General features: G+C 63.5%; 16 protein-coding genes. 5 read left to right on the top strand and 11 right to left on the bottom strand.

The annotated features are described in order from the left end of the window. Window positions 1-21: 21 nt before the first annotated feature. Entirely contained in the window at window positions 22-1,362 is a 1,341-nt protein-coding gene (locus M1D78_RS09920) for a sensor domain-containing diguanylate cyclase (protein WP_437419424.1), read from the top strand. A gap of 69 nt (window positions 1,363-1,431) precedes the next feature. Here the strand turns inward: M1D78_RS09920 and M1D78_RS09925 are convergent, their stop codons facing one another. The 6 genes from M1D78_RS09925 to M1D78_RS09950 form a co-directional block, all read right to left on the bottom strand. Continuing rightward, window positions 1,432-2,928 (bottom strand): methyl-accepting chemotaxis protein, encoded by a 1,497-nt coding sequence (locus tag M1D78_RS09925; protein WP_437419423.1) that lies wholly within the window; start codon window positions 2,926-2,928, stop codon window positions 1,432-1,434. A gap of 114 nt (window positions 2,929-3,042) precedes the next feature. Next, window positions 3,043-4,290 carry an NAD(P)/FAD-dependent oxidoreductase gene (locus M1D78_RS09930; RefSeq protein WP_437419422.1) on the bottom strand — a complete coding sequence of 416 codons (1,248 nt, stop codon included), beginning with the start codon at window positions 4,288-4,290 and terminating at the stop codon, window positions 3,043-3,045. A gap of 107 nt (window positions 4,291-4,397) precedes the next feature. Continuing rightward, a complete protein-coding gene (phrB, locus tag M1D78_RS09935; protein ID WP_437419421.1) occupies window positions 4,398-5,825 on the bottom strand; it encodes a deoxyribodipyrimidine photo-lyase in 1,428 nt (475 codons plus the stop codon). Then, window positions 5,822-6,757 carry a MerR family transcriptional regulator gene (locus M1D78_RS09940; protein WP_437419420.1) on the bottom strand — a complete coding sequence of 312 codons (936 nt, stop codon included), beginning with the start codon at window positions 6,755-6,757 and terminating at the stop codon, window positions 5,822-5,824. The genes phrB and M1D78_RS09940 overlap by 4 nt, the downstream gene beginning before the upstream one ends. Before the next feature lie 3 nt (window positions 6,758-6,760). Beyond that, complete coding sequence (locus M1D78_RS09945; RefSeq protein ID WP_437419419.1) at window positions 6,761-7,723, bottom strand: YbgA family protein; 963 nt, start codon at window positions 7,721-7,723, stop codon at window positions 6,761-6,763. A 129-nt stretch (window positions 7,724-7,852) separates the two neighbouring features. Continuing rightward, entirely contained in the window at window positions 7,853-8,068 is a 216-nt protein-coding gene (locus M1D78_RS09950) for a TIGR02450 family Trp-rich protein (protein ID WP_437419418.1), read from the bottom strand. A gap of 120 nt (window positions 8,069-8,188) precedes the next feature. Between M1D78_RS09950 and M1D78_RS09955 the strand changes: the two genes are divergently transcribed. Both M1D78_RS09955 and hemH read left to right on the top strand, forming a co-directional pair. Further along, window positions 8,189-9,100, top strand: a complete 912-nt coding sequence (locus tag M1D78_RS09955) for a TIGR01777 family oxidoreductase (RefSeq protein ID WP_437419417.1) — start codon at window positions 8,189-8,191, stop codon at window positions 9,098-9,100. 61 nt (window positions 9,101-9,161) lie between these two features. Beyond that, the gene (gene hemH / locus M1D78_RS09960) at window positions 9,162-10,187 is read left to right on the top strand and encodes a ferrochelatase (protein WP_437419416.1); all 1,026 of its coding nucleotides are present in this window, start codon (window positions 9,162-9,164) and stop codon (window positions 10,185-10,187) included. A gap of 33 nt (window positions 10,188-10,220) precedes the next feature. Here hemH and M1D78_RS09965 read toward each other — a convergent pair whose 3' ends face one another. The 5 genes from M1D78_RS09965 to M1D78_RS09985 form a co-directional block, all read right to left on the bottom strand. Beyond that, a complete protein-coding gene (locus M1D78_RS09965) occupies window positions 10,221-12,857 on the bottom strand; it encodes an EAL domain-containing protein (RefSeq protein ID WP_437419415.1) in 2,637 nt (878 codons plus the stop codon). A gap of 320 nt (window positions 12,858-13,177) precedes the next feature. After that, window positions 13,178-13,624: a PAS domain-containing protein gene (locus M1D78_RS09970; protein ID WP_437419414.1), complete on the bottom strand. Its 447-nt coding sequence runs from the start codon at window positions 13,622-13,624 to the stop codon at window positions 13,178-13,180. A 106-nt stretch (window positions 13,625-13,730) separates the two neighbouring features. Continuing rightward, window positions 13,731-14,102, bottom strand: a complete 372-nt coding sequence (gene folX / locus M1D78_RS09975) for a dihydroneopterin triphosphate 2'-epimerase (RefSeq protein WP_437420353.1) — start codon at window positions 14,100-14,102, stop codon at window positions 13,731-13,733. Then, window positions 14,099-14,656: a GTP cyclohydrolase I FolE gene (folE, locus tag M1D78_RS09980; RefSeq protein WP_437419413.1), complete on the bottom strand. Its 558-nt coding sequence runs from the start codon at window positions 14,654-14,656 to the stop codon at window positions 14,099-14,101. Before folE ends, folX begins: the two co-directional genes overlap by 4 nt. A gap of 118 nt (window positions 14,657-14,774) precedes the next feature. Continuing rightward, entirely contained in the window at window positions 14,775-15,170 is a 396-nt protein-coding gene (locus tag M1D78_RS09985; RefSeq protein ID WP_437419412.1) for a thiol-disulfide oxidoreductase DCC family protein, read from the bottom strand. A gap of 94 nt (window positions 15,171-15,264) precedes the next feature. Here M1D78_RS09985 and M1D78_RS09990 point away from each other — a divergent pair, with 94 nt between their 5' ends. Continuing rightward, window positions 15,265-16,221, top strand: a complete 957-nt coding sequence (locus M1D78_RS09990) for a MerR family transcriptional regulator (RefSeq protein WP_437419411.1) — start codon at window positions 15,265-15,267, stop codon at window positions 16,219-16,221. Between the two features lie 71 nt (window positions 16,222-16,292). Then, window positions 16,293-18,824 (top strand): pyrroloquinoline quinone biosynthesis protein PqqF, encoded by a 2,532-nt coding sequence (gene pqqF / locus M1D78_RS09995; protein ID WP_437419410.1) that lies wholly within the window; start codon window positions 16,293-16,295, stop codon window positions 18,822-18,824. Window positions 18,825-18,933: the final 109 nt, after the last annotated feature.

An 18,933-nucleotide genomic window follows, 5' to 3' on the forward strand; every position in this document is an offset into this window, starting at 1 on the left:
TCGCTCATGGCGAACCCACCTATGTCCAGCCATCACGCTTCGCCGGAAGCCTATCAGCGCGAAATCCGGCGCCTGCAGGAAATCATCGCGCACAACAGCGACTGGCTGTGGGAAGTCGACGCACAAGGCCGCTACACCTTTTGCTCCGCGCATAGCGAGCAGATCCTCGGGTACGCCCCCAGTCATGTGCTTGGACGCACGCCGTTCGATTTCATGCCGCCGCAGGAAGCCGAGCGCGTCGGTGCGCAGTTCGCCGCGATCGTTGCCGCGCAACGGCCCTTCGCTGGGCTCATCAACCGAAACCTGCATGCCGACGGACGCCTGGTGGTGCTCGAGACGAGCGGCATCCCGCTTTTCGCCGACGACGGCACCTTCATCGGCTATCGCGGCATCGACCGCGATATCACTCCGGCGATCGGCTCGCTGAGCCCGCGGCTGGTGCAGCTCGAGGCGCTCTATGCCGCTGCGCCGATTGCGCTAGGCCTGGTAGACCGTGAGGGGCGCTTCGTCAATGCCAACCGTGCGCTGGCCCGTTTGTTCGGGTTCGATGGCAAGCCGCTGGCTGGGCAGGCCCTGGCCGAGCACCTCGGCACCGACCAATTGGATGTGCCCGGCACCATTGCGCGGTTGGCCGCGGGCGAGGCCATTGCCGACATCGAACTGACACTTGCCGGGCGCCATTACCAGCTCACCATCCAGGCGGTGCAGGACCACGATGTCGACCAGGTCATTGGAATGACCCTGGCCATGACGGATGTCACCGAGCAGCACCGGCTGCGCCGGCAGCTGGCCGAAGCCAACCAGCATATGGCACAGGCCAATGCACGCTTGAGCGAGCTGGCCGATACCGATTACCTCACTGGCCTGCCGAACCGGCGGCGCTTCGATGAAACCCTGCAGGCTGAGGTCGCGCGCGCCAGGCGGGAAGGCAATGCGCTCTCGCTGTTGCTGCTCGATATCGATTTCTTCAAACGCTACAACGACCACTACGGCCATCAGGCCGGCGACGATTGCTTGCGACGCTTGGCGCAACTGCTGCGTGCCGGGGTGTTTCGCCCGGCCGATCTGGCGTGTCGTTACGGCGGCGAGGAGTTTGCGGTGATTCTTCCAGGGCTGGACGGCGCCGCCGCCGAGCGCATTGCGGAGCGGCTACGCGAAGGGTTATTCGCTGCGGCGCTGCCGCATGAGCTGGCACCGACCGGGCGCATCACCACCAGTATCGGCATTGCGACCTTGCCCGGCGCCACGGTCTCGCCGCCAGATGCTGGCGCATCAGCGGGGCGGTTGCTCGAAGAGGCAGACCGGCGGCTCTACATGGCGAAGCGAGGCGGGCGTAACCAGGTCAGCGTCGCCAGCCTGTGATGGCAGGCGCCCCGTTGAAACGGGGCCCGCCCGGCGTGACTGGCTCGGCCTTTCGACCGAGGCGTCGCGTCAGTTCACTGCGAACCGGCCACTGAGCTGGCTCAGTCGGGCAGCCAAGGCATGGAGGCCGTCGCCGTCCCGATCGAGCTGGTTAGCATCGGTGGCGTTCTGTTCGGCGATCGCTTGCACCGTCTGCAGGTGATGCGCAACGTCGGCCGAGACGGCCGTTTGCTCGTGGGTGGCGGAGGCGATCAGTTCATTCATCTGGCTGACCGACGCCATCTCCTGCACGACCGACTCCAGCAGCGCGGCGGTGCGCTGGCTGTCGTCGACGCAGCGCGAGACGTTGTCACGGCTTTCCTGCATGGACGAGGCGGCCTTGCGGCTGCCTTGCTGCAGGCGGCTGATGATGTCTTGAATCTCACTGGTGGAGGCAGCGGTTTTCTGCGCCAGGTTGCGCACCTCGTCCGCGACAACGGCGAAGCCGCGGCCTTGCTCGCCGGCCCTCGCGGCTTCGATCGCGGCATTGAGCGCTAGCAGGTTGGTCTGGTCGGCGATGCTGCGAATGACTTCCAGCACACGGCCGATCTGTTCGGACTGCTGGGCCAGGTCCTGCATCACTTCGTCGGTGCTGTCGATGCGTCGGGCCAAGAGGGCGATTTCCTCGCGGCTGGTGTCCACGGCCACTCGGCCCTGTTCGGCTTTGGCATTGGCCGCCTGCGTCGCCCGGGCGGCCTGGTCGGCATGCGAGGCGACTTCTTCGATGGCGGTCGACATTTGCTGCATGGCTTGCACCATATAAGCCGTCTCGGCGAGTTGGCGGTCGGCGCCGGCGCGCATCTGCTGCATCGCCTTGTTCAGATTGCCGGCCGTGCCGCCCAGCCCCTGAGTGTCGTGAACGACCGCGCCGATGAGCTCGCTGAGCTGGTCGAGCATGTGGTTGAAGCGTTGCGCCACGGGACCACTGGCCTTGCTGCGCTGACGCAAGTCGATCGTGGTGGCGTCCCGGGTGATGGCCGCGGCGGTACCGCGCAGGGCCTCGCCTTCGCGTGCCTCGCTTTCGGCACGAATGGCCAGGTAGATCAGGATTGCGCTTTCCACCACGACGTAAAAGGCATGGAGGAACACCTCCGCCCAGTTTCCGTGGGGCATCAGGTGCACGCTTGCTCCGTCCTGCTGCAGGGCAAAGAACGCCAGGTGATGGATGGCGATGGTGCCGGCCGCTACGACGATCGGCAGCCAGTCCCGGTAGTACACCAGGAAGGCCAGCAGGGCGAAGATGCCGAAGTGCATCTCCATCAGCCCTTCGGCCTGGTTAATGTGCAGGCCTGACATGACCATGAACGCGACGCCTACGAGGCAGCGCATCAGGCGCTGGCCGGCAATGAAGGCGTTGAGCATCGTCATGGCCAGCGCCGTGCCGCCACCGACCAGCAGCGCCTGCATCCAGGTGCCATAGACCGCCCCGATGCCCAGGGCATAGATGACGAGGAACCACAACACGCCGAGCATGATGCGGTCGGCTTTACGGTAGTGTTCGATTGAATCGAGTGAGGTGTCGGACATCGCGTACTGCTCCGGGCGGAATCGCTGTGTAGTTATCGGCGTGCCGATGAGCGGGCGTAGCCCCGTCGGTCGGCATCTATGTGCAGCATTGGCCTGTCCGTATGGCCGGGTCGTTCAGCGTTGTTTATCGATCGCCAGCGCGACACGCATGGCGCTGGTTACGCCGTCTTCGTGCAGGCCATTGCCCCAGTAAGCACCGCAGAAATAGCTGTGGTTGATCCCTTGCAGGTCGCGCGCACCGGCTTGGGCCCGGGTGTAGGCGCGGCTGAAGAACGGGCGCGAGCAACTGAAACGGTGGAGGACTCGCGCCGGGTCGATGGCTGCGCCCTGGTTGATGCTCAGGCAGAGGCGGTCCGGCAGTGCCAGGCCCTGCAGCACGTTGAGGTTGTAGGTAATGGAGGGCAACTGATCCGGCGTGCTGCCGAGGCGGTAGTTCCAGCTGGCGCGCGCTGAAGCGCGGCGTGGTAACAGGCGCGTATCGGTGTGCAGGACCATCTCGCTCTGTACATAGCCGAGCGTGCCCAGCACTTCGCGTTCAGCGGTGGTGGGCTGGTCGATCAGCCGGAGCGCCTGGTCGCTGTGGCAGGCGAATACGACTTTGTCGAAGCGCTCCTCCCCCAGGGGGCTAATCACGGTCACGCCCGCTGGGTCACGGCTGATCGCTTGCACCGGGCACTGGGTGCGAATCCGCTCGGCGAAACTGCGCGTCAGCGCGGGCAGGTAGCCGCTTGTACCGCCTTGTACGGCATACCAGCGGGGACCTTCGCTGGAGGCCAATAGGCCATGCTGCTTGAACAAGCGAACCAGAGGCTGCATGGGGAACTCAATCAGTTCGCCGGGGGACAGCAGCCAGGCCAATGCACCCATCGGTGCGAGGTAGTGGTGCAACAGGCGCTCTCCGTAGCCACCGAGGCGCAGGTATTCACCGAGCGTCAGCTGGGGCGCAATGCGTTGCCGGTCATAATCGTCGAGAGCGTCTCTCCTGAAACGCTGGATCTCGCGAAGCAGATGCCAGAAGGACAGGGACAGGACGTTACGGCGCTGGCTGAGCAGCGCGTTGAGGTTGCGATTGCTGAATTCGAAGCCTGTTGCCGGATCGCTCACCGAGAAGCTGGTCTCGACCGGGGTGAACGCCACGCCCAGGCGGTCCAGCAGGCGGGTGAAATTCGGGTGATTGCTTTCCTCGAACAGCACGAAACCGGTGTTGACGGTATGGCTGCGGTTGCCGATACGCACGTCAATGTCACGCCCGTGGCCGCCAATCCAGCTGGAGGCCTCGAACACCGTCACCTGGTGGCGGCGGTTGATCAGGTAGGCGCAGGTCAAGCCGGAGATCCCGCTGCCGATGATGGCGATCTTCATTGCGTTCGGTCCTTGAGCGTTGCGCCAGGGGCGCCAGCGCCAACTTCAGGCGGGTCGGGGATCTCGTGAACAAGTGTAGGTCGCGGCGCGGCGAGCGCGACGGCGACTCACGATGCCTCTCCCAAGCTCCGAAACGCATTGAGCGCCCGCTCGCGACTCATGCGCAGATCGACGATGGCTCGCGGGTAATCAGCGGGCCCGAAAAGGCCGCTCAGCCGGCTAGGATCATGGATTTCACGCTTACCGAGTTCGACCAGCTCCGGCAGCCATTGGCGGATGAACGTGCCGCTGGGGTCGAACTTCTCGGATTGGCTGATCGGGTTGAACAGGCGGAAGTAGGGCACCGAGTCAGTGCCGGTCGAGGCGCTCCACTGCCATCCGCCATTGTTCGCGGCGAGGTCGCCATCGATCAGGTTGCGCATGAACCACCGTTCGCCATGGCGCCAGTCGATGAGCAGGTTCTTGCTCAAGAACATCGCCGTGACCATGCGCAGGCGGTTATGCATCCAGCCGGTCGCCAGCATTTGCCGCATGGCAGCATCGATGATCGGTATGCCAGTGCGGCCCTGCTGCCAGGCCTCCAGATCGTCCGCGGCATGGCGCCAGGGTAACGCCTCGGTCTCGCGGCGAAAGGCCCGGCCCATGGAGACGCACGGAAAACCGACCAGGATGTGTTTGTAGAACTCGCGCCAGAGCAGCTCGTTGATCCAGGTCACGGCGCCGGGGTTGCCGCCGTCGAGCTCGCCACGGTTGCTCATCAGTGCCGCGTGCAGGCATTGGCGGGGCGATACCACGCCAGCGGCCAGGTAGGCCGACAGCTGGCTGGTGCCGGCTTCGGCGGGTACATCACGGCGCTGGTCGTAATCGGCCAGGTCGTCTTCGATGAAGATCTGAAGGCGCCTCAGCGCAAACGCCTCGCCAGCCGGCCAAAGTGACCGAAGATAGTCGCTGGGCACAGCGAACCCTTCGATCCGCTCCGGAATGTGCTCGGCAACGACAGGCAACGGGGCCTGGCGGGACGGGGCCGGCAGGCACGCCGGCAGCGACTGGTTCAGGCGCGCATGGCAGACCTTGCGGAACTGGCTGAAGACCTTGAAGCAACCGCCTGACAAGGTCTGCACGCTACCGGGCGCGAACAAGAGCTGGTCAAGGTAGCGGCGAAGGCCGATCCCTGCACGGCCGAGCTGTGCCTCGACGGCGTCGTCACGCCGCTGCTCGTTGACGCCGTACTCGTCATTCACGTGCACCGCGGTGACCTGCTGCTCCGCGCAGATTGTTTCGATGACCTCGGGTACGCCGCGCCAATCATCGACCTGGCGGACCAGCAGCGGCACGTTGAGTTCGGCCAGCCGAGACGAGAGCACCCTGAGGTTACGTAGCCAGAAATCGACCTTGCAGGGTGCGTCATCGTGGGCAAGCCACTGACCGGGAGTGATGAGGTAGACCGCGAGCGTCGGCCCGGCCTCCATCGCGGCGCTTAGCGCGGTGTTGTCGGAAACGCGCAGATCAGTACGCAGCCAGAGCAGCTGGTTCATTCGAGATATCCTTTGGCGCCATCCACCAGCAAGCTGGCCTGCAGGGCTTCGAGGGCGGCGAGCGGGTCGATCGCAAGGGTCAGCCCCGCAAGGTCGCGTAGTTCGGCCTGGTGGATGCTCGCTACCGGCCCGGCGAGCATGAGCGGTACGTCCCCTTCAGCGAGACGAGGCAATTGGCGCTTGAGGTAGCCGCTGTCCAGCGGCTGGCTGGCATAGAGCAGCAGACCACGCGGCTCGATGCGTTCCAGGGCAAGCGGCAGCTCGTTCAGTGGCACCGGCCATTCGAGCACTTCGACCGGGCAGCCGGCGCTGGAGACGAGCCAGGCGCTTAGCCAAAGGCCGGGCTCGAATCGCTGGTCGCAGAGGTTGACCAGCAGCAGCGGCGAACCTTGGTGCTGGCGGTTGGCGTGATACAGGCGCGTGCCGAGCTTGGTGCGTAGCCAAGACTGGAACAGCGCGCGTTCGAGCTCAGCGCCGAAGGGTGAGTGCCAGCGCTGCTCCATGCTCAGCAGCAGGGGCAGCAACAGATGCTGACAGAGTGTACGCGGTGGATAGAGCGCGAGCGCTCGGTTGAAGGCGTCGTCGAGCTGACGCTCGTTGAGGCCGCCGACCGCCTGCAGCATCTCGTCATGCAGCCCGCCCCACTGGTTGTGCTCGGCCAGATTGACGCTTTGCCGAGCATCGAGCAGTTGTTTGACCTGGCTTACCGCCACGCCACGGTTCAACCAGCCGACGATGCTCTGGATGCGCTGGACATGGCTCTCATCGTAGAGGCGGTGACCTTTGGCGGTGCGACGCGGAACGATCAATCCATAGCGGCGCTCCCAAGCGCGCAACGTCACGGGGTTGACGCCGGTGATGCGCGCCACTTCGCGGATCGGCACCCAGCCGTCCGCGCCGCCGAGTTCGGGGTCGTCGAGAAATCGGGTCATGGTTTAGATGCCGTTGCGCAGGCTGAGGTCTTCAGGGTGCGGTTGCAGGTAGGCCTGGTTCGCGATGTAGCGATCCGGGTGATGACGGAAGTGGTGTTTCAGCAGCGTCAGCGGCACGACCAGCGGTACGATGCCCTCGCGATACTGGCTGATCACGTGCTGCAGCTCTCGTTTGTCGTCGCCAGAAATATCGTCTTTCAGATAGCCACTTAGGTGCTGCAGCACGTTGGTATGGGTGCCGCGTGACGCGGTCTTCTTCAGCGCCATCATCAACTGGCTGAAATACTGCGGGGCAAATTCCTCAAGGGGCGTGTGACCGACGGTGGCGACCAGGCGGCCCAGATTTTTGTACTGCACCGGGTCATTGGCCATCAGTTGGTACTTGTACCGCGAGTGGAAATCGACAACCGCCTTGCGCGTAAGCCCTGCGGTGAGCAGGCGGTGCCAGTCGGCGTAGGCGAAAATGCGAGTCAGAAAATTCTCGCGGAGGACCGGGTCGTTCAAGCGGCCGTCCTCCTCGACGGGGAGGTCTGGCCGCGCCGTCATCAGTGCTTGTGCGAATACGCCGCTGGCGCCGCCTTTGACCGGGTGGCCGCTCTCCTGGTAGACCTTCACTCGCTCCATACCGCAGGAGGGCGACTTCTGCATTAACACGTAACCGCTGATGTCATGCAGCGCCTCGGCGACGTCCTCGCCGTAGGTCCGCAATGCATCGGTCACATCCAGCTCTGGCCGTACGCTACCGACTGCACGTGGCGAGACTGGATCACCCACCAACCGAATGGGTTCGCGCGGCGTACCTAGCCCGATCGCTACTTCGGGACAGATCGGTACGAACTCGAAGTGTTTCGCCAGCGTTTCGCTGCACAGCCGCGATTCCTTGTGACCTCCATTGAAACGTACCGGGCTACCGAGCAGGCAGGCGCTGATGCCGACTTTGATGGGCGTGCGAGCAGAGTTGGGCATAAGCGACCTCGTTGCGTCTTGTACAGCTTTGTAATTCCTGTACAACATGTCGCCATCATAGGATTGCGCTTGTACAAGTCAATAGCTGTTGTACAGCTTTGGCGACTGGCGGTCAGCATGCCAATGCGCTCAGCACCATCCCATGCGCCATACAGACGAATCGCGCAGGTCGCGCCAGTCCAGCCACTCGCTACGCTGGGTGTACACGGCTTGCAGTTCAACCTTCAACAGTACGCCCGCCTCATCGCGTAGCAGGTCGATGACGATGAAATGCTTTTCCTTCTGACGCGGTTGGACGGCTGTCCATTTGGACAAGTTGAGCTTGGCAGGGTTGAAACGGTTCATACGGACACCTGCAGTAGGGAACGCATTAGGCTAACCTTGCCACTAAAGCTGTACAACAATTGGTATCTGTATAGATGTATGATTCCGCAATGGTGCCATGCGGCATCAAGAGGGTGATCTATGAACATATTGCTGACCGGCGGCACCGGCCTTATCGGCCGGGCGTTGTGCCACAAGTGGGTTACGCAGGGGCATCAGCTGTGGGTCTGGAGTCGCTCGCCGGAGAAGGTTGCACGGCTCTGCGGGGAGCAGGTTCGAGGCGTCGCGTCGCTGGAGGAGCTCGATGCCGTGCCGCTCGATGCGGTCATCAACCTGGCCGGGGCGCCGATTGCCGACAGGCCCTGGACCGGGTCACGTCGCGAGCTGCTATGGAACAGCCGCGTAACCCTGACCGATACGCTCGTCGACTGGCTTGGTCAGCGCGCGCAAAAGCCGGCCGTGCTGGTTTCCGGCTCGGCGGTGGGCTGGTATGGCGACGGTGGTGACCGGCCGCTGAGCGAAGACGACGAGCCGGCCAGTGACGATTTCGCATCGCAGCTGTGCCAGGCTTGGGAAGCCAGCGCGACGCGAGCGGAGTCGCTGGGTATCAGGGTCGTGCGGGTACGTACAGGGTTGGTGCTTTCGCGTGAGGGTGGTTTCCTGCAGCGACTCAAGCCGCTGTTTGCATGCGGCCTCGGTGGTCGCCAGGGCGATGGGCGTCAATGGATGCCCTGGGTTCACATCGACGATCAGATCGACCTCATAGATTTTCTCTTGCAGCTCCCAGCGGCGACCGGCCCCTACAATGCCTGCGCACGGCAGCCGGTACGCAATGCAGCGTTCGCCAAGGCCTACGCCCGAAGCCTCGGCCGGCCCGCGTTCATGGTGGCGCCAGCGCCCATGCTTCGGCTGGCACTGGGCGAGCTGGCCGGGTTGATCCTCGGAGGGCAGAACGTCCATCCGGCCCGATTGCAGGCAGCCGGTTTCCAGTTCCGCTTTGCCACGCTGGATGCGGCATTGGCGGACCTGCGCAAGCCGCGGTCCGCTGTGTGAAAATACCGCGCCGGTTGCAGGAAGGGCCGGCCTCTTCAAACCGTAGTCAGGAAAGTCGTATATGACCGAGCAGGCGTTGTTGTTGGTCAATCTGGGTTCGCCCGCATCCACCGAAGTCGCCGACGTTCGCCGGTACCTCAACCAATTCCTGATGGACCCGTACGTGGTCGATCTGCCCTGGCCGCTTCGGCGCCTGTTGGTCTCGCTGATCCTGATCAAGCGTCCCGAGCAGTCAGCCCATGCCTACGCCTCGATCTGGTGGCCGGAAGGGTCGCCGCTCGTGGTGTTGAGCCGGCAGCTCACCGACGCGGTTCGCCCATATTGGCAGGAAGGCCCGGTCGAGCTGGCGATGCGCTATGGCGAACCGTCGATAGAAGGTGCGCTGGTGCGGTTCGCAGGCCAAGGCATTCGCCAGGTGACGCTGGCGCCGCTTTACCCTCAGTTCGCCGATAGCACCACCACCACTGCGATCGAGGAAGCGCGGCGGGTCATTCGTGAAAGGCGTCTGGACATCACGCTGTCGATCCTACAACCGTTCTACGGTCAGCCCGAATACCTCGATGCGCTCGTCGCCAGCGCTCAGCCCCATTTGGCGCAAGGTTTCGATCACCTGCTGCTCAGTTTCCATGGCTTGCCCGAGCGGCACTTGCACAAGACCGATCCCACGGGTTCGCACTGCCTCAAGGGTGATGACTGCTGCCAGCGGGCCGAGGGCGCCGTACTCGCCAGCTGCTACCGCGCGCAGTGCATTCAGAGCGCCGCAGCCTTCGCTGAGCGCGCGGGGTTGCGTCCCGATCAGTGGTCGGTGTCGTTCCAGTCGCGCCTGGGGCGGGCGAAGTGGATCGAGCCCTACACCGAGACCCGTCTCGACGAGCTGGCTGCAAGTGGCGTGAAAAAGTTGCTGGTGATGTGCCCGGCCTTCGTTTCCGATTGCATCGAGACGCTGGAGGAAATTGGCGACCGCGGCCGCGAGCAATTCATCGAAGCGGGAGGCGAGCAGTTACAGCTCGTGCCTTGCCTCAATACACATGAGCAGTGGGTGCAGGCGCTCGTGACATTGTGCCGGCGGGCGCCTTTGTCGCTGTAAGCCAGCATCGTGGCCTGGGCGGAGGCCCGACGCTCAGGCCACGACGGTGAATCGCAGCTGTTCGAACTGGGCCAGCGGTACCGGGCGGCTGAACAGATAACCCTGGAAGAGGTTGCAACCGTTGACGCCAAGCAGCTCCCGCTGCGCTTCGGTCTCCACCCCTTCGGCGATGACCTCGAGATTGAGCCCCGACGCAAGGGCGCAAGTGGCCCGCACAATCGTCTGGCTGCTGGTGTCCTCGACCAGCTGGCGGACAAAGGATTGGTCGATCTTCAACTGGTCGAGCGGCAAATGCTGTAGATAGGCCATCGACGAATAGCCGGTGCCGAAGTCGTCGATGGAGAAGCGGATACCGTGCGCTTTTAGCGTTTTCATGCGCAGGATGGCTTCGTCCATGTCATCGAGCAGGAGTGACTCGGTCAGCTCCAGCTTGAGAAGGTGCGGGTCGGCACCGGTTTGCTCCAGCAAATCGAGCAACCGCACTACGAAGTCGGATTGGTACAGCAGGTGCGCGCTGAGGTTGACCGCGAGGGTCAGGCAGCAGCGCTCCGGATGAGTACTCCAGGCGGCTAGCTGTTGGCAGGCCTGGCGCAGCACGACGAAGTCCAGCGCCTGGATCAACCCGGCGCGCTCAGCCGGGCCGATGAAGTGGGCAGGTGCCAGCAGGCCCCGTTGCGGATGTTGCCAGCGCACCAGCACTTCGGCGCCCACCAGGCTGCAATCAAGGCCAACCTGTGGCTGGAAATGGATCACGAACTCGCCGTGCTTCAGGCCGTGGCGTATCTCTTCTTCAAGCTTGAGCCGTTCCTGCACCGCCTGCTGCATACGGGGGTCGAAGAAGCGCAGGGCGTCGCGGCCGGCCTGCTTGGCCTCGTACATCGACATGTCGGCGCGCTTCATCAGCTCTTCGGCATCGCTGTCGTTCTCATCGAACAGGACGACGCCGATGCTGGCACTGCTGTGCAAGGTCAGCTCACCGAGCCGATAGGGATGTTTCAGGGACGAGAGGATCTTCTCGCTGACGTGCTCGGCCTGTGCCGCCGCATATTCGGGGTTGATGTCGAGGTCTTCCAGCATGACCACGAATTCGTCACCGCCCAAACGTGCCACGGTGTCGCTGCTGCGCACCTCCCGGCTCAGGCGCTCAGCGACGATGCAGAGCAGCTGGTCGCCAGCTTGATGGCCATGCAGGTCGTTGATGTTCTTGAAGTTGTCCAGATCGATGAACATGAGCGCGCCATAGCGCTGGCTGCGGCTGCAGCCCACCAAAGCCTGCTGCAGGCGGTCGATCAACAGCCGACGGTTGGGCAGGCCACTCAGCGCGTCATAGAACGCAAGGTTGTGGATGCGCTCTTCCGCGGCCTTGCGTTCGGTGATGTCGGTGAAGGCCGCCACGTAATGCGTCACCTGGCCCTGAGCGTCGAGCACCGTGCTGATCGTCAGCCATTCCGGATAGATCTCGCCGCTCTTGCGGCGGTTCCAAATTTCGCCTTGCCAGGCCCCGTTCTGCACGATGCTATGCCACATCTCTTGGTAGAACTCGCGCGTGTGGCGGCCTGAGGCGAGCAGGCGCGTATCCTGGCCGATGGCCTCGTCCGCGCTGTAGCCACTGATATCCGAGAATGCCTGGTTGACCCGCAGAATCCGGTTTTGCGCGTCGGTGATGATCATGCCTTGCTGGCATTCGAAGGCGATCGCGGCGATGCGGCGTTCCTGCTCGGCGCTGGCGCGTTCGGTGATGTCCCGGCTCAGGCAGACAACTGCCGGCTTGCTGGATTCGGCATGTGCCAGCCGATGGGCACGAGCCTCGAAAACGCGATTGCCGATGGGTGTTTGCAGCGAGTATTCGTGCACGGCAGCGCCATGGCCGTCGAGGGTGCCACGGATGAATGCCACGAAGCGACTGGCCTGGCGCTCCGGCAGGATGTCGGACAGGTTCTTGCCGACCAGTTCTTCAGCAGGCACGGTCAGCAGACCGGGATCGCTGGCGATTACTTCCAGATAGCGCCCGTCTTCGTCGAGCACAGCGAGCACATCCGGAACGGCCTGCGTAATGGCTCGCAGCCGGGCTTCGCTGAGATTCATGGCCCGTTCGATCTGGTCGCGGCGCAGGATGTCCGCCAGCAGTAGGCCAAGCACCACCACAGCGGGGGGCAATACCAGCAGCATCGGAACACCGACCAAGCTCAGTGTCGGCGGCGCCAGCCCGGCTGGTAGCAACCAAAGCGACGAAACCACCCCGACGTGAAGCAACAAACCGAATAGAAACAGTTGCCACGCGCCGACACCGATCGCGCCCCGGCGGTGCAGATGGCGGTAAACGAGGCCGAGCCCGATTGGCATGACGATATTGATCAGCCCGACCCAGACGCCAGCACCGCCCAGCCAGGCGCGGTAGCTGCCTGCGAGCAAGCCGGCAATGGCTGCCACCAGCGGCCCGCCGAACAGCGCGGCCGTGCTCAGGACCACCGAGCGCGCATCGAAGATGACCCCGGCTTCGGCAACGATCGGCATCATCATGCCGACAATGCAGGCACAGCCAAACCAGACGCCCGCCAGCGTTTGGGCGCGCGTTTGCTGGTTCTGGCCCCAATGCCGGGCACTGAAGGACAGCAGCCAGCAAAGCGCAAGCAACACCGCGGCGTTTTCCACGAAGGCGTAAGTGGTCAAGGGAAAGGCTTCCGGTCCAAGTGCCGTCCGGTGGCGGGTGTCAGTAGTGGCGGTTCGATATTATTCGCGTTTATGCCCAAATTGAGCAAATGCGCAATCGAGCCGGCCAGGTGACGGGTTGTGACAACAAGCGTATCGGCGAGGTAGGGAATCGCTTAAGCGAGGGGCGAAAAGAAAAGCGCGTTGAGCCTGGAAGCAGACGATGGGCGATCAGCTGCAGTATCGGTCTGCCCGGAGAAGGGTCGGCCTGATGCGGTGGTCGGCTGGGGCAGAGCGGCGCGAGATTTTCGTCGACCAGAGGCGTCAGTGCTGCAGCAAATTCAACCCTTGAGCGTGGCAAGTTCCGCCTTGAGTTGCTCGACCTCGGCTTCCAGCTCGCGCACACGCTGGCGTGCTTCGACCTCGGGCGTGACGTCCTTCTGGATGCCGATGAAGTAGGTGAGCTGGTCACCTTCATTGAACACAGGCGTGATCGACAGCTCGTTCCAGAAGGCGCTGCCGTCCTTGCGGTAGTTGCGGATGATCTGCCGGCAGGGCGTGTTGTTGCGCACGGCCTCACGAATCGCGGCAAGCCCGGGCTGGTTGCGGTCGTCCGCCTGCAAAAAGCGGCAGTCCTGGTAGAGGATGTCGTCGACCTGGTAGCCCGTCAGACGTTGGAATGCGGGATTGGCATAGATGAGGATGTTGTCCTCGCCTTCTTGTTCGGCAACCACGATTCCGTCGTTGGAGGCTTCGATTACCAGTTGCAGCAGCTTGGCATTGATCATCGGGGCGTCTCTTGGGCGTTTCGCGGCATTCTAGAACAAGTTCGACAGGCCGGGCACAGCGCTTTCGTTCGGGTGGCGGGCCGCCCAGATGAAGCTGGGCGGAAGGTCAGCGGCTGGCGCTCAGGGTGATGGATACCGACTCGGCGAAACGCAGGGCGTGTGGCTTGTCGACCTCGACACAGGCCTCGTGAACACTTGGCTCGCGCATCACCAGATCGAGCAGCTCCTGAGTCATGCGCTCGAGTAGGCTGAAACGGTTGTTTTCGACATGGGCGATCACGGCTTTGGTCAGGGTTCGGTAGTTCAGCGCGTCGTCGATATCGTTGCCAACCACCGCCTCGCGCGCCGGGTAGACAACCTCGATGTTGATGAGCACGTCTTGCTTGTTGCGGATTTCGTCGTCGTTGATCCCAACATAGGTGCGTAAACGCAGGTCCTTGACGCGAATCCGCGCCATGCCCGGTGCGAGGCCCATCAGCGAGCCTTCCCGATCAGCTGAAGAAATTCCATGCGCGTGGTGCATGACTCCCGGAACGTCCCGAGCATGACCGACGTGTTCATCACCGAGTTCTGCTTTTCGACGCCTCGCATCATCATGCACATGTGCTTGGCTTCGATCACCACAGCCACGCCGGCAGCGTGAGTCACTTCCTGGATGGCTTCGGCGATCTGCCGCGTCAGGTTTTCCTGGATCTGCAAGCGCCGCGCGTACATGTCCGCGATACGCGCAACCTTCGAAAGCCCGAGCACCTTGCCGGTGGGTATGTAGGCCACGTGAGCCTTGCCGATGAAGGGCAGCAGGTGGTGTTCGCACAACGAGTAAAGCTCGATGTCCTGCACGATGACCATCTCGTCGTTCGTAGAGGCGAATAGTGCGCCGTTGACGATGTCCTCGAGACGTTCGTTGTAACCCTTGCACAGGTACTGCATCGCCTTGGCGGCGCGCTTGGGGGTATCGACCAGGCCTTCGCGCGCTGGGTTTTCACCGAGCCCGACGAGAATGTGTTCGTAATGGTTGGACAGTTCGGTCATGGCGAGACCCTCAGGGGCCGGATCGCGGCTGAGGCGCGCTCGGCGATGGTTGGTTGTGCGAAAGTTATACTTTTAAATCATGCTGTACAAGAAAAGACTCGCGAGATCGGCGAGCCATTCACCGTTCGCAGCGGTCGTCACATCGGCGGCTGCCGTCAGGATGCGGCAGCCAGCTCAAATGAGGGCGAGCGAGGGCGAACAACCGGTAGGCAATCAGGAGAAAGGGGCGCAGCGGTCGCCAGCCGAGCGGCGCCGCCCAGGTATCCAGCCCCGCCGCACGCCAACTCCAATAGGTCGCGTCCAAGCCGGTCAGCCATTGCCCGTTGGCGCTACGGGCGTGCAGCCTGGCCCGTAGCGCTTCCGTTGATCGGCCTTCGACGGTGAAGTCCGGATCGCTGATGTCCAACAACCTGAGCCGGGTCGGATCGGCATGCCGGCGCAACCAGGCGATCTCACGCGCGCAGAGCGGGCAGGCACCATCCACGAACAGGGTCAAGGGGAGCGCGGGAACCATGTCGAACCTCTCGGTTTGTATAGCTTTTGTACAGCCTATGCCGGCAAGGCCTGGGTTACAATGCGCCGATTAATTCGCATGAGCTCTCTGCGTCATGACTGATTTCGCCCGTGCTTCCAAGCTGCTCGCCAACGAGTCCCTCAAGCAGGAAGAGCTGTTCCCGATTCGTGAAGTGTCGCGGCTGACCGGCGTCAATCCGGTCACTTTGCGTGCGTGGGAGCGGCGTTACGGTCTGATCCAGCCGACCCGAACCGAAAGTGGCCACAGGCTTTATTCGATGGCAGACATCGAAGCTGTGCGCAGCATCCTGGCCTGGACCGAACGCGGTGTGGCGGTCAGCAAGGTGGGTAGCATCCTTTCGCGCAATGCGGCAACACGGGCAAGTGCACCGCCAGAGCAGCAGGAAGCAGTTGCGGGCGAATGGGGCGAGTGGCAGGTGCAGGTACAGCACGCGGTGAGCAGTTTCGACGAGGTTCGCCTGGATCAGGTCTATGGCCAGATCTTCTCTACCTACCCGGTGCCCGTTGTGTTTCAGGAAGTGCTATTGCCGCTGTGGCAGCAATTGCTGTCGCGCCGCGACGAATTCGGGCGAAGCAGCGAGTGGTTGTTCCTCGATGCCTATCTGCGCGCTCGGGTGTTGCAGCGCCTGCAACTGTCACGCGGTCGAGCCGAGAAACGCGTGCTTCTTGCGGGGGTTCCGGGTCAGTGCCGTGAGCTCGAACTGCTGGTCGCCGGGCTGCTGCTCTCAAGCGAAAGCGTATCGGTGCATGCGCTGGCGGTCGGTCAGCCGCTCGATGAACTCACCTTGGTATGTGAAAAGGTGCAGCCGCAAGCGCTGGTGCTCTATTCCAACGTACCGCCGAATGCGCTGATCTTGCGCCAGCTTTCGCGACTGGCGCTTTCGCTCGATTGCCCGCTGGCGATGGCCGGCGAAGCGGCGGAATTTTCGGAGGAGGGGTTACGTGGCTCGCCGATCGCCTGCCTCGGTAATTCCGGCAAGCTGATGCAACGGCGGCTGATGCAATTTCTCTCGGGTCGCCTGGATACCTGACGCCCCGCAGGACCAATTGTGCAGCGGGGCGGTTGGCGCGATGCTGTCCGCTCACAGCCGAGCGTTTGCCCATGAGCCAACCGGAACATCGTCTTCATTGCCCTCCCCAGAACCAGCTGCCTCAGGGGCTGCGGGTGCGGATATTGCCCGCGCTAACCGGCGCGCAGGGCGCGGCGCTGGTACGTGTTCACGCCGGCTCGCACGATGCGCCTGCCGCCTATCCGGGGCTTGCACACTTTCTCGAGCACTTGCTGTTCCTGGGTAGTGCGCGTTATGGCGCGGCCGACGGATTGATGGCTTTCGTGCAGGGTGTTGGCGGCCAACTCAACGCCACGACCCGCGAGCGCCATACCGATTTTTTCTTCCAAGTACCCGCCCGGCATCTCGAACAGGCCTTGCTGCGCCTGCTCGACATGCTTGCGCAGCCAACGCTGGACATCGATGCCCAGCGCCGCGAGCGCGACGTGCTGCATGCTGAATTCCTTGCCCGCTCGCAGGACAGGGAAACGCTTTGCGACGCCGCGCTGGCAACGGCCATCGACCCAGCGCACCCGGCCGCGGGCTTCCATGCAGGCCACCGCGATACGCTTCCGGTGGATGAACCTGCCTTTCAGCAGGCCCTGCGCGGCTATCTAGATCGCTTCTACCGAACCGGGCAGATCGAGCTGCTGCTTGCTGGGCCGCAAGACCGGGTCGAGTTGCAGCGCCTGGCTGATATCGCCGAGGCCAGGCTGATACCAGGCCCAGCTGTGTCTCGAGTCGCGCCCGCTCTCACGCTCAGCGAGGATCGATGGCTGACCTTGCATCTTTCGAAGGACCAGCCGCGCTTGCTGCTCGGGTTCGTCGTGGATGGAGTCTCACCCTCGACCAGCGCACAGGATTACCTGGCCAGTTGGGTTGCGTCCGAAGCACCGAATGGGCTGTTGGCGCGCTTGCGTGACGCGAATCTATGCCAGGCCTTGTCGCTGCGAGTGCCGTACCGTTTCGACGGGCAGGGCCTGTTGGTCATCGAGGCTCTACTGACCGATGCCGGGCTGCGGCAACGTGCTGTTGTCGCCGGCGCGGTGGTCGATTGGTTGCGCTTTTTTATCACCCCGGGCTGCTGGCCGACGTGCAGCGGGGAATACCAGGCGGCAACGCATCGTTACCTCCTGGGCGCCGAGCCATTGCAGTTGCTCCGACATTGGGTCGAATCGGGCGCTTGGTCGCGGGATGCGACCCTGGCGCTTCAACCTGTGGTCCAACTCGTGCAGTGCATGCTGGCGAGCGATCCGGTGATCCTGACCGTCGCCGACGATGAGTTTGATCGGGGCGAGCCAGTCGAAACCCAGGGCTTTCCGCTGCGCATGGCGTGCGAGGCACCCGTGCCCTTGGCGATGCGGGACTGGGACTGGGACTGGCAGGTGCCACAGCCCAACCCTTGGCTGCTGCCGATCCAGCCGCTCGTTGCAGGCGATCAGCCGACCGATACGCTGCCACTGCGTACCTTCGGGCCTGTGAACGAAGCAGGGCAGGGTGCGCTGATGCTGCGCTGGTGCTTCACGACATCCCCAATCGCTGCTCACTGGCATGCGGTTGACCAGGCGCTGCGCAGCCGGGCTTGGGCGGCGCGGCAGGCGGGCGTAACGCTGGGGTTCGATAACCTGGGGCGCAGCTGGACGCTAAGCCTGCGGGGGTTCGCAGAAGCCGTTCCGGCCATCCTCAACGACCTGTCACCACTGCTCGGCCTGGCGAGCGAACGCGGTGTTGCGGACGCCATGCAGCACGCCCAACGGGCCGCGACCCTGGGCCAGGATGCGATGCTGTTGCGACAACTGCTCGACCGGCTGCCGGAAGCGGTCGGCCAAGCGGTCGGCCAAGATGTGCAACCTGTCGTTGCCGATGAGACTCGCCTGGACACGCCCTGGCGCAACGCCACGTGGGACGGGTTGGCCGTCGGCTTCTCGGATATTTGTTTGGCAACACTGCAGCCCATCATCCGGCGTCTGCCAGGTGAGCCGGCGAGCGGTGCAGTACCTCCGGCCGCGCCATTTCGGACGAATCGCTGGCTACATGTTCCAGGCCCGGCAGAAAGCGTTGAGGTGGCCTATGTGCTCTTTCGCCCGCTGCCAGATTTCGATGCGCCATCGGAAGCGGCATGGCGCATCCTTGGTCGGCTGCTGGAAGGTGCGTTCTTCCGCCGGGTGCGCGGCGAATTACAGTTGGGCTATGCGGTGCTCTGCCGCTTCGGGCAGTTCGCCGGGCAGGCCGGTGTGTTTTTCGCAGTGCAGTCACCCACGGCGGCGGCCACTGAAATCCATCATCAGGTCGAGAGGTTCATCGAGGCGTTCAGTCTCAGGCTGCGCGAGTGGCCATCGGACGACCTGGTAGCAATCGCTGGTGAGATGGCCGAGCAGCAGGGCGAAGCGCTCGCCGAACTACGCTGGCGCAGCGAACGAGCCTGGCAAGCCATGTTGGCCGGCCAGGCGCCGAATCACGTCGAAGCGGTCTCGGCTGCGATGGCTCGGCTGAGCCCGCAGGACCTGATTCACGCGCTGCAATCGCTGCGCGAGGCAGGGCGGCTGGTGCTGTCTACAGCGCCTCAGCCGACAGACTGGCACTAGCGCGCGCCCGCTCTAGCAAAAGCACTCTCCAATACTGCCCCCAGCCCGGGCGCCTGCCGCAGCGGACTGGCCCCGGTCGCACCCAAAGCGCAACGGCGTAATACCGAAG

Source organism: Pseudomonas sp. SA195 (genome assembly GCF_054131565.1).

Excerpts from the sequence above, each read along its gene's own strand:
- M1D78_RS09990 (WP_437419411.1), top strand. The coding sequence starts at position 15,265 with ATGACTGATTTCGCCCGTGCTTCCAAGCTGCTCGCCAACGAGTCCCTC.
- folE (WP_437419413.1), bottom strand. The coding sequence starts at position 14,656 with ATGACCGAACTGTCCAACCATTACGAACACATTCTCGTCGGGCTCGGT.
- M1D78_RS09920 (WP_437419424.1), top strand. The coding sequence starts at position 22 with ATGTCCAGCCATCACGCTTCGCCGGAAGCCTATCAGCGCGAAATCCGG.
- pqqF (WP_437419410.1), top strand. The coding sequence starts at position 16,293 with ATGAGCCAACCGGAACATCGTCTTCATTGCCCTCCCCAGAACCAGCTG.
- M1D78_RS09950 (WP_437419418.1), bottom strand. The coding sequence starts at position 8,068 with ATGAACCGTTTCAACCCTGCCAAGCTCAACTTGTCCAAATGGACAGCC.
- phrB (WP_437419421.1), bottom strand. The coding sequence starts at position 5,825 with ATGAACCAGCTGCTCTGGCTGCGTACTGATCTGCGCGTTTCCGACAAC.
- hemH (WP_437419416.1), top strand. The coding sequence starts at position 9,162 with ATGACCGAGCAGGCGTTGTTGTTGGTCAATCTGGGTTCGCCCGCATCC.
- M1D78_RS09985 (WP_437419412.1), bottom strand. The coding sequence starts at position 15,170 with ATGGTTCCCGCGCTCCCCTTGACCCTGTTCGTGGATGGTGCCTGCCCG.
- M1D78_RS09925 (WP_437419423.1), bottom strand. The coding sequence starts at position 2,928 with ATGTCCGACACCTCACTCGATTCAATCGAACACTACCGTAAAGCCGAC.
- M1D78_RS09970 (WP_437419414.1), bottom strand. The coding sequence starts at position 13,624 with ATGATCAATGCCAAGCTGCTGCAACTGGTAATCGAAGCCTCCAACGAC.
- M1D78_RS09945 (WP_437419419.1), bottom strand. The coding sequence starts at position 7,723 with ATGCCCAACTCTGCTCGCACGCCCATCAAAGTCGGCATCAGCGCCTGC.
- M1D78_RS09930 (WP_437419422.1), bottom strand. The coding sequence starts at position 4,290 with ATGAAGATCGCCATCATCGGCAGCGGGATCTCCGGCTTGACCTGCGCC.
- M1D78_RS09955 (WP_437419417.1), top strand. The coding sequence starts at position 8,189 with ATGAACATATTGCTGACCGGCGGCACCGGCCTTATCGGCCGGGCGTTG.
- M1D78_RS09940 (WP_437419420.1), bottom strand. The coding sequence starts at position 6,757 with ATGACCCGATTTCTCGACGACCCCGAACTCGGCGGCGCGGACGGCTGG.